At 63.6% G+C, this 10,194-nt stretch carries 7 protein-coding genes; 2 read left to right on the forward strand and 5 right to left on the reverse strand.

All coding sequences use genetic code 11. The features are described 5' to 3' along the window. The 3 genes from ACMO6A_RS03490 to ACMO6A_RS03500 form a co-directional block, all read right to left on the reverse strand. The coding region (locus ACMO6A_RS03490; RefSeq protein WP_418470791.1) for a peptidoglycan binding domain-containing protein at window positions 1-680 on the reverse strand (680 nt) is incomplete at its 3' end. Window positions 681-1,390: 710 nt separating this feature from the next. Next, a complete protein-coding gene (locus ACMO6A_RS03495; RefSeq protein WP_009608508.1) occupies window positions 1,391-2,368 on the reverse strand; it encodes a DMT family transporter in 978 nt (325 codons plus the stop codon). A 129-nt stretch (window positions 2,369-2,497) separates the two neighbouring features. Further along, a complete protein-coding gene (locus tag ACMO6A_RS03500; RefSeq protein WP_009305375.1) occupies window positions 2,498-3,955 on the reverse strand; it encodes a helix-turn-helix transcriptional regulator in 1,458 nt (485 codons plus the stop codon). Window positions 3,956-4,147: 192 nt separating this feature from the next. On the opposite strand from ACMO6A_RS03500, the gene ACMO6A_RS03505 reads away from it, so the two are divergent. Both ACMO6A_RS03505 and ACMO6A_RS03510 read left to right on the forward strand, forming a co-directional pair. Then, window positions 4,148-5,806 carry an FAD-dependent oxidoreductase gene (locus tag ACMO6A_RS03505; RefSeq protein WP_418470792.1) on the forward strand — a complete coding sequence of 553 codons (1,659 nt, stop codon included), beginning with the start codon at window positions 4,148-4,150 and terminating at the stop codon, window positions 5,804-5,806. 282 nt (window positions 5,807-6,088) lie between these two features. After that, entirely contained in the window at window positions 6,089-7,813 is a 1,725-nt protein-coding gene (locus ACMO6A_RS03510) for an ABC1 kinase family protein (RefSeq protein ID WP_009608467.1), read from the forward strand. Window positions 7,814-7,833: 20 nt separating this feature from the next. Here the strand turns inward: ACMO6A_RS03510 and ACMO6A_RS03515 are convergent, their stop codons facing one another. Together ACMO6A_RS03515 and ACMO6A_RS03520 are read right to left on the reverse strand one after the other, a co-directional pair. Continuing rightward, window positions 7,834-9,045, reverse strand: coding sequence for a Fic family protein (locus ACMO6A_RS03515; RefSeq protein WP_009305372.1), 1,212 nt, complete (start codon window positions 9,043-9,045; stop codon window positions 7,834-7,836). Window positions 9,046-9,217: 172 nt separating this feature from the next. Then, window positions 9,218-10,030, reverse strand: a complete 813-nt coding sequence (locus tag ACMO6A_RS03520) for a family 1 encapsulin nanocompartment shell protein (protein WP_009305371.1) — start codon at window positions 10,028-10,030, stop codon at window positions 9,218-9,220. Window positions 10,031-10,194: the final 164 nt, after the last annotated feature.

Raw genomic sequence — 10,194 nt, forward strand, 5'->3', positions numbered from 1 at the left:
GTGGCGGGCACGGCGGGCTGCTGCAGCGCGTCGGCGGTCAGCTTGGCCGTGGGCTGCATCGAGGCGATGGCGGAGCCGATGGCTTTGGCCACTGCATCGGCGTCGAGGGCGGTGCCGGTCGCCTCGGGCTGCACGGCGAACGCGTTCTTCTGCTCGTCGAATGCGACGACCGCGTCCGTCGGCGGGGTGGCCGTGGCGTTGAACTCGTCGACGGCGGTGCGCACCGCGTTCGCGAGGCTGCTCCCGCTGGAGGCAGCCAAGCTGTCGGTTTCGTCGTGCTCGCGCGTGATTTCGAGCGGCCACAGCCAGGGGTTCGTGTTGCCCAGCGCGTCGGCGACGATGGCTTGCCCGTCGAATGAGACGCCCGCATCTTTCGCGGAGAGCTTCATCGAGAAGCCCTGCCCCGAAACTGCCACGGTGTAATCGCTCAAGGCGTCGTCGAGGATGGCTTGCACTTCGGACGACGTTTTCAGCGACACGTCGTGGTCCCCCAGCACGGTGTTCGGCATGAAGCGGTCGGTGAAGTAAAGGCTGCCGGCCACGTAGGCGATCAGCAGCAGGCCCACAATGGAGCCCGCGACGATACCGATGATCTTGGGCGCCGAGAAACGCCGTCGGGCGGTGGTTTCAGGCGAGCTTGCAGGAGCGGGCGTCTGGTCGGCGGGTGCGGCGTGTTTCATAAGGCGTCCTGGGTGATGAGGCGAATGTGCGTCGTCCTTGTCGAGCGCGTCGCCCCATTCTAAAGGAAACCATCTCGCCACGATAGGGTGAGTTATCTCATCACGGTAATCGGTTGAAGCTACGGGGCGTGTCGCGTATAATGCAGGCGAGCCGCAGGGAGCTGGTTACTCCCCACGGCCCTCGGACTTGCTTCGGCGGTTCGGATTTATTTGGGTCCCGGTTCGTCCCCTTGGGGCGACCGGGGTTTATCTTTCGACTGAACTTGCAGAACAAGCGCAGCCGCCTCCACTCCCAAGTTGCAGAGAGCAGCGAGCAAGCAGAGAACCTGCAAGATAACTCCGGTAAGGTCGAACACCAATCCATCCATAGAGGACACCCCCTTCCGTTATCTAGAATCGGAAATGGATGTAAAGAGGGTGCTATCCTCTCCGCCCAACAAGGCCGTGTCCCTAGTATAACGACCTCGTCTTACGCGCAGATGGCGCACGTCTAGCGCGAATCTTTCTCAATCTAGCGCTAATCTGACCCAGTTCTCACGCGAATTCCATGCGGGTTGCCCTTGGATCCAGCGCGGTTCTTGCGTGCTTTGCTGCTCAATCTAGCGCGTTTCCTGCGCCGCCAGATAGCGGCATCTCGAAGCGCCCGATGCTTCACGTGAAACATCGGGATGGGGCTTGGCAAGGTGATCGGCGGCGGAGAGGTGGAAAGGCTATGCTTCCCGCTCGGGGTCGTCTTCGAACGGGAAGGTTTCCGCTTCCTGCGGTTTCATCGCGCGCGCTCGGCGTTTCTTCTCTGCGCGCAAGGGGAGGTATTCGCTGATCACGATGCCGGCGAAGATGAGGGCGAACCCGGCGAACAGCGGGCCGGTGAGGATCTCGCCCAAGAACAGCACCGAGAACGTCACGCCGAACACCGACTCGGTTGCCAGGAACAGCGATGCGGGCGCGGGGTCGACGTGCGCGACGGCGAAGTTCTGCAGCAGCAGCGCGATGCACGAGGCGAACACGGCCAAGTACCCCAGGCTCACCCACGTGTCCAGCCCCAAGCTGGCGAACGCGGGCATGGGCTCGAACGCAAGCCCGGCGCCGAAGCCCAGAACGCCGGCCACCAGGAACTGCACGACCGTGAGCAGCGTCATGTCGCGACCGCGCGCGTACTTCGCCGTGTACAGCACATGCAGGCTGAGAAAGAACGCCGACAGCAGCGTGATCAGGTCGCCGAAGCGCAGCGAGAACCCCGAGAGCCCCGCGAACGAGACGCAGCCCACGCCGGCCACGCACACGAGGGCGGCGGCGATGTTGAAGCGAGTCGGGCGCGGCCCGCGCAGCGCCCATCCGAGAAACGGGATGATCACGCAGTACAGCGATGTGAGGAACGCGCTGTTCGAGGCGGTGGTGTCGGTGAGTCCCGTGGAGTTCGCCCAGTACGAGAGGAACAGGAACGCGCCCAGGATGGCGCCCTTTTTCAGGTGGTCGAGGTCCAGCGCTTTTCTGAACCGCGGCAACATGACGATGCCCAAAATGATGCCCGCCACGGTGAAGCGCACGCCGACGAGCCATGCGGGCGGGAACTCGTCGACGGTCGACTTGATGACCACGGTGCCCAATCCCCAGATGGCAGCCGCCACCAGGAGGAAGGCCTTGTACATCCAAAGAGGATGCTCGCTATGTTTCACGATGCGTGCCATAGTGCAGCATCATAGCATGGGCGCGGCTTGCAACTGCGACCTCGCCGGGAAACATCTTCGCCCGAAAAACACGCATTAGCCCTCTGTGGCGTGTTTTTCGGGCGAAGATGGGCTCGCAGAGCGGCGCCCTCACTCTTCGAACAGCGCGATGACGTCGGTTTTCGAGTGCACGCCCAGCTTGGCGTACAGGTGCCGCACGTGCGTCTTCACCGTGTTCTGCGACAGGAACAGCTCCTGCTCGATCTCGGCGCGGCTCTTCCGCTGGGCTATCAGCCCCATGATCTCGGTTTCACGGGCGGTCAGGTCGTACTGCGCGGCCAGGTCGTCGCAGCGGCTCATGAAGCGCTCGCGCGGTCCCGGCACGTGCAGCCGGTCGGCCAGCGACAGGCCCGACGCGCCCCAGTCGCCGTTCACGGACTTCTCGCTCATCCAGATGACCACGCACACCAGCACCAAGACGATGCCGGCCAAGGCGAACCCCGCGAGCGTCGTCGGATCCGCCAGCAGGTCGGTCTGCCACAGGGCGCGTCGCACCAGGATGCCTGCCAGCAGCGCAGCCTCGCTTGACGCGCGCGCGATGGCGAACAGCCGCAGGCTGGGAATCTCGAAGCGGTAGCAGATGTTCGCCAGCATGAGCAGCACGAAGAACGTGAACCATACGTAAGCGAACCGCATGAGCACCGACACGATGTAGCCCTGCATGGGGGCGACGAAGGGGATGACGGCGAATGCGACGACGGCAACCGGCAGTCCCACCTTCGCCAGGAAACGCGCGTCGAAGCGGTCGCGCTTCGAAACGGCCATCACGAGAATCACGACGCCCACGATGCCGGTGGCCGCGACGCGATGGATGGCGCCGACGTATTCCGTGGCCGAGAGGAACGCGCCTGAGAAGCTGGACAGCAAGCCTGCAATGGCCATGATCACGATGAGCTTCCACGGAATGGGGTAGTGCACCCCTTTCGCCACGGCGCGCTCGGTTGGCAACAGGCGAAAGCTCAGGTGCGCGCATGCCAGCGATGCGAGGGGCAGCAGTGCGGTGGCGATAACGCCGAACGGCGCCTCCATCGTGGAGATGAGGAACGACGCCGCGGCTGCCGCGATGCAGGACAGCGCGCCGTACATGAGCGTGCGCGTGGCTCCCATCTGGCTGTACGCTTCGGCCCACAGGCAGAACAGCACAGCGCCGCCTATGGCGGTGACGATGCTGGCAGGTATGATGACCGCCTCGCCGACCCCGCCGGGAATGAGCGCGAGGCCCACCGCCGCCGTGCCAGCCGTCGTAAGGGCGACCGCTGCCCACGAGAACGCCTTGTGCCTGCTCAGCCGCCCGATGCGCGGCGCGAATAGAACGAACGCGAGGAATGTGCCGATGTCGCCGATGCGCATGCCCGTGTCGAATGCCGAGCGCAGCGCGGGGTCGAACACGTCGCCCGGGAAGATGGAGGCGACGTGCGTGCAGCACAGCCAGGCGATGAGCAGGCCCATCCCCAAGAAGCGCAGCGGGTACATGAGCGCCGACAGAGGCTCGTCCTCGCCGGCCTGATCTGCGGGCGCCAGCGCGCGCACCACGTCGCTTGATTTCATGGGAACCTCCTGTTCGTCGTGTCATTGTACCAGGGGTGAGCGCAGGGGTGAACGCGGATTCACCCCTCGGCGCGCGACTTCACCCGCGACAAACCGCCTGATGCGAGGCATGCTTTCCTCAGCGCCTCGGGAGGGCGCGCCGCTCGATCGGAACGGTCGAGCGCACAGGGAATCCTTTAGGAGGGACCTCACATGGCTACTTTAAAGAACGGGCTTTCTCGTCGCAGCTTCCTCACGCTGGGCGGCGTTGCGGCGCTGGGCGGCGCGGCCGCGCTTGCCGGATGCGCCCCGCAAGCGTCAAGCAGCGCGAACGCCGACGCGAAGGGCGCGACCGACGACGCAGCTTCCGCGATGCAGACCGCCGGGCAGACGAAGGAATGCGACATCGCCATCGTGGGCGCGGGCGGCGCGGGCATGTGGGCCGCGGTCGAAGCCGTGCGCGCCGGCAAGAGCGTCGTCGTCATCGAGAAGGGCGGTAACGTGGGCGTGGCCAACGGCTCGCTGGCGGGCGGCCCGTTCATGGTGGGCTCGAAGCTGCAGCAGGAAGCCGGCGTCGAGTTCACGGTGGAGGAAGCCTTCAACCATATTATGGAGTACGCGCACTGGTCCACGAACGCTGCGGCCGTCAAGGCAGCCGTCGCCATCTCCGGCGAGACGGTCGACCAGTTCACCGACGACTTCGGCGTGCCTACCGGTCTGCGTCCCGACAACTACGGCGCAGGGCATGCGTCCGTGCGCGCCAACTTCCAGAGCGACCCGAAGGACTCGAAGACGCAGGCCAAGGGCGAGGATCGCATGAAGCCCCTCCAAGAGTTCGTGGAAAGCAAGGGGGGCGAGTTCCTGTTCAACACGGCGGGCAAGCGCCTCATCATGGAAGACGGCGCATGCACGGGTGTGCAGTGCGAGGGCGACGGCGTGACCGACGTGAAGGCGAAGGCCGTCATCGTGGCCACGGGCGGTTTCCTGGGCAACGTCGACATGATGCGCGAGAAGTTCGGCACCTTCGTGAACCCGCTGGGCAACGTGCTGTCCGTGGGCGAGGGCATCGACATGGTGCAGGCTGCGGGCGGTCAGCTGTCCACGCAGTGGGGCATCGCGGGCAACGAGTTCACCGGCTCCAACCAGAAAGCCGACGGCCTGTACGACCGCAAGAGCGCCGCGTTCACCATCGGCATCTACGGCACGCTGCTGGTGAACAACCAGGGCCGCCGCTTCTCGAACGAGGGCAAGTTCGCGAATCTGCCGCTGGCGCTGGGCGGGGCCATCTCGCTGGTCGGCGGCAAGTACTACGCGGTGGTCGACCAGGCGTACGTGGACGGTTTGAATTCCGGCAAGGACGCGTGGACGCTGTGCGGCGCCGACGAGGTGAACTGGCGCACCGGCATGATGACGCTCAAGGACAAGCCGCTGGAGAACGTGCAGGGCAGCATCGATGATGCCGTGAGCGCCGGCTGGGCTTTCAAGGCCGACACCATCGAGGCGCTGGCCCAGGCCATCGACGCGCCCGAGCTGGTCGAGACGCTGGACGAGTACAACGGCTACTGCGCCGACGGCAACGACGAGCAGTTCTACAAGCCGGCTTGCTTCCTGCAGCCCGTGACCACCGGCCCGTTCTACGCATTCCAGTATGAGCCCAGCGCATGGGTGACCATCGGCGGCATCCGCACGAACGACCGTCTGCAAGCAATCGACGGCGAGGGCGTGGCCATCCCCGGCCTGTACGTGGCCGGCGCCGACAACGGCACGCTGATGAGCGCCCCGTACTGCGACTACGAAGGCTACTCGCTTATGTGCGCCTACTGCGGCGGCCGTCTGGCCGGGCAGTACGCCGTCGAGACGATCGACGCGTAAGCGGCAATGGCGTCGGCCCGGCATGCGGGATCGCCCGCATGCCGGCCGCTCGACCGATCATCCAATCCGACGGGGCGCACGCGTTCTCTCCCCTCCCTCCGCGTCGCGCCCCCTTCAACCGCCCCGGTCTGCGCAGGCCGGGGCGGCGTGCGTTTCCGCCCGTCTTCCTCCGGCTCGGCATCCGTCCGATAACCGCTGGGCAACCGGTGCACTCGCCGCATGGTGCCATGGTACGCTGGGCTGTCGAATGTAGGTTGAACAGGCGAGACGAGGAGGTGCGGCGTGGCCACGCTCAAGGAAGTGGCGCAGGTGGCCGTGGAGGCGCGACGCGACAAAGGGTCGGGGTCGGGGAGGCGCCTGCGCGAGATCGAGCGCATCCTGCGGCAGCATCGCGTGCTGTCGGGCCTCACGCCGGAAAAGGCGACCAGCTTGCTTGAGGACTTGGGGCCGACGTTCGTGAAGATGGGACAGATCGCGGCGAACCGCAGCGACGTCATCCCGCCCGCGTACGCCGACGCGTTCAAGCGGCTGCGCGCCGACGTGCCGCCCATGCCGTTCTCCACGGTGCTCGCCACCATCGAGGAATCGCTGGGGCATCCGTGGCGGGAAACGTTCTCGTGCATCGAGGAGAAGCCGCTCGGATCGGCGTCCATCGCCCAAGTGCACCGGGCGCGCATCGCGCCGCATGCGGTTGGCGATGCGGGAGCGGGCACCGGCGCCGCGGCGGTCCCGTTGCCTGCCGACGCTCCGAAGGCGGGGTCGTACGTGGCCATCAAGGTGCGTCGACCGCACGTGGTGGAGCAGATGACGCAGGATCTCGCGCTCATCCGCCAGGCGGTTGCGCTCGTAGGGCTCACCCGTGCAACCGACGGCATCAAGCTGTCGCTGGACGACCTGGTCACCGAGCTGGAGCGCACGACGCGCCAGGAGCTTGACTTCTGCGTCGAGCAGCACAATCTCGTGCGGTTCCGCCAGTTTCTCGACGATCAGCCGGGAGTGGAAAGCCCGCGCCCGTATCCGCACCTCAGTTCCGACGACGTGCTGGTCATGGACTTCGTCGAGGGCCCCATGATCAACGACGTTCCCGCCCTGCGCGCTATGGGCCTTGATCCGGCGAAGCTGGGCCAGCGCCTGGCCGAGAGCTTCGTGACGCAGATCGTGGACAACGGGTTCTTCCATGCCGACCCGCATCCGGGCAACATCCTCGTGCGCGGCGACGACATCGTGTGGATCGATTTGGGGATGGTGGGCCAGCTGTCGGCGCTCGAGCGCGCGCTGATCGGGCGCATGTTCCGCGCTGTGGCCGAGAACGATCCGTATGCGCTGATGGAAGCGCTGCTGGGCGCCGTGCGCTCGGAGGGGCCGGTCAACCACGGGCGGCTGCTCAGCCAGCTGGGCAACCTGCTGGTCTCGTACACCACGGTGAACCTGGCCGACATCAACGTGGGCTCGGCGCTGATGGACGTGTTCGGCGTGCTGCAGACGCAGAACCTGGCGCTGCCGCCTTCGTTCACCCTGCTGGCGCGCGGCATGGTCACCATCGAGGGCGTGCTGGTGGACATCGCGCCCGACACCAGCGTCATCGACATCATCGCCGCCCACGTGAAGCGCCGCGAGCGCACCTGGGAGGCGTTCGAAACCAAGGCGCGCGAGTTCGTCTCGACCGCGGCGACGTCCGCGCAGGCCGCGGTGCGCTTGCCCACCCAGGCATCGCACACGCTCGACATGATCGATCGCGGCCAGGTTCGCGTCGGCGCCGACCTCGGCATCCCGATCGACGCCATCGCCGCGCTCTACTCCGTCAGCGGGACGGTGGCTATGGCGCTCATCTCCGCCGGGCTGTTCATCGGATCGAGCCTGCTTGCTACCACGAACATGCACCCGCAGTTTCTGGGCGTGCCCCTGCTGGGCGTGTTGGGCTACGTGGGCGCGTTCGTCCTCGGTGCCTACGTGGTGTGGCGCAACCTCGTCATCCGCCACAGGCAAAAGAACGAGGAGAAGCTGTAGCGAGCTGCAACTCTACTCTGCTACTGCTGATCGGCGAGGCGCCTGAGGGCATCCAAGTCCATCCGATAGTACGTTTTACGTCCTTCTTTTTGCGCGACGAGCACACCGCGTTCTTTGAAGGGAGCGAGCTTCTTGTACATAGTCTGCCTTGATGCGTCGAACGTGTAGGTGAGTTCCGCCATGGTGATCCCGTTGAAGGCGAACAGCGCAGCTGTCACAAGAACGCTGGCGATTTCGATGGCCTTCTCGTCTTTTGCGAACACGATCTCCGCCATCCTCTCGCCCTCTTCGAGCATGTTTCGGAGCTCCCTCAGGGAATTGCGCATGCTTTCCATGGCGGAAACGATTATTTCCGAAAATGCTATCACGAACGGGGTCAGATCGCCCTTGTTCAAGGGGTGTTCGCAGACGGTGTACCCTCTATAGTATTTCTCAATGTCCTGCTTTACGGCATAAGAAAGCCGGAATCCAATCAATGGCTCGTACTCTTTCGACAAAACATAACTGCTGATAAATCTGTTTGTTCTGCCGTTTCCGTCGTAAAAGGGGTGGATGTAGCCGAAAAGAAAGTGGAACAGCGATACGCGAGCGATAGGTTCGATATCCGTATCATTCAGAATATCGAGCGCTTTCTCAAGGCAAAGAGTGATCTTCGATTCTGGCTCCATTCCCTTGTGAATGGGGATACCGGTGGCGTCGCATACTGATACAGGGCCTTTTCTGAAGAGGGTTCCGTCGGGAACGTGATCCGGATTGTCGCGTGCAACCTCGTCCAAGACCAAGTCGTCGTATATGCTTCTGACATCTGCGCAGGTGCAGATTGCGATGTCTTCCTCGCGGCTCAGCATTTGGTATTTTTGAACAAGACCGTGGAAGCGTCCACGTTTGTCGTTTTCTTCCAGTCGTTCGAGGACGTCTCCGATTTCGCGCCTTGTAGATCGTACGCCTTCGATTTCGTTGGTGATAACGATTTCATCGATAAGGTTCGACTCCCGATAGCTTTGTATCGCTTTCCCAGGCAAAGAGAGAATGAGCTGGTAGATCTCTTTGTCGATTTTTGCAGCATCGATTGCCGCCTGGTAGATCTCTGGAGTCATGACGAAAAACGCAGGGCTCCCGGATACGTCGAAACCGACTTTATGCGACTGGTCGGAATTGAACCTGGACTCGTATTCGGTAGCGTACGTCTTGGGATAACCGTGGAAGATTTTTCTTAGATCACGATACGCCATGTGTAGCCTTCTTTAACTCGATTCGATCGATTTACTCTAATAGAGTTAAAATTATACTACAAATTTAACTCTATTATAGGTAAAACAGCGGAATGAGTTAACGTGACAACAAAAACGAGCGACCCGCATCAAATGCAGGCCGCTCTCAAATGCTTTATGGACGCGCTCGGCGTTACGCGAATACCACGATGGCGGCGGGGTCCTTCACGCGGAGGGCGGCTGTTTCCATGATACGGAACGTGTGGTTGAAGTCCGCGAGCTCCAGGTAGCCAACCGACAGATCCAGGCCGATGGCAAGATCCAGGTACTCGGGCTCGGCGCACACGAGCACGGCCTTGCCGGGACCCATGACGCTGGTCATGTACACGTTGTCGCCGATGAGCTTCTTGATGCGGTCGATCTCCAGCAGACCGGTGTTCGGCTGCAGGCGCTGCAAGTCGAGGAACAGGTCGGGCGACACCACGAGCGCGTAGCGGCCCAAGTAGCCGGTCTTGGCTAGCTGGGCGACGCCGGCGGTGATATCGGCGAAGCTGTTTTCGCCCTGCGACCAGTCGCTCTTCTTGATTTTCGACGACCCTTTCACCGTGAGCAAGCCGTCGGTGCCCAGCGCCTTGCTGCCGTTGAGGATGAGGTCGTCCTCGCGGCGCGACGCCTTCTTGGCGGCGGCGATGGCCACGGACAGATCCAGCGGGTAGCCGGTCTGCGCGGCATACTCCATGTCGCGGCTGAGCAGGGTGAAGTCCTCGTAGAACAGCGGCAGCTCGAGCTGCGTGCGGCCGACGATGCGGCCGATGCCGTCCTCAAGCACCTCTTCCTTGTTCACGCCGTCGACGGCTACGGTGGTCACGCCGGCGCCCAGCGGGCCGAACACCTTGAGGAATCGACGGCAGGTCAGCTGGGCGCGGGCGGTGCCGATAACGGTTTCGTCGATGCGGTTCCACAGGCCGTCCGAAAGGTCGGCCGATTCGCGAGCGAGATAGTCCATGAGGGACTCCTTTCTTGAGAAGGCGGCAGCACGTACGAATGTTGCACGTGAAACATTCGTCGGCGGCTGCGCGCCGGAAGTCGGTTGCGTTAGGAAAGGTCGCCGACGGTGGGGGCGGGAGCGGGCTCCGCGGGCGCCGGGGCGATTTCGCCGTCGGTCTTGAT

Origin of the sequence: Eggerthella sp. (assembly GCF_048329335.1) — a bacterium.
In the GTDB taxonomy this organism is placed as follows: domain Bacteria; phylum Actinomycetota; class Coriobacteriia; order Coriobacteriales; family Eggerthellaceae; genus Eggerthella; species Eggerthella lenta.

What these genes read in the sequence shown, in the direction of transcription:
- ACMO6A_RS03495 (WP_009608508.1), bottom strand. Translation starts at nt 2,368, where the DNA reads ATGGCACGCATCGTGAAACATAGCGAGCATCCTCTTTGGATGTACAAG.
- ACMO6A_RS03500 (WP_009305375.1), bottom strand. Translation starts at nt 3,955, where the DNA reads ATGAAATCAAGCGACGTGGTGCGCGCGCTGGCGCCCGCAGATCAGGCC.
- ACMO6A_RS03505 (WP_418470792.1), top strand. Translation starts at nt 4,148, where the DNA reads ATGGCTACTTTAAAGAACGGGCTTTCTCGTCGCAGCTTCCTCACGCTG.
- ACMO6A_RS03515 (WP_009305372.1), bottom strand. Translation starts at nt 9,045, where the DNA reads ATGGCGTATCGTGATCTAAGAAAAATCTTCCACGGTTATCCCAAGACG.
- ACMO6A_RS03520 (WP_009305371.1), bottom strand. Translation starts at nt 10,030, where the DNA reads ATGGACTATCTCGCTCGCGAATCGGCCGACCTTTCGGACGGCCTGTGG.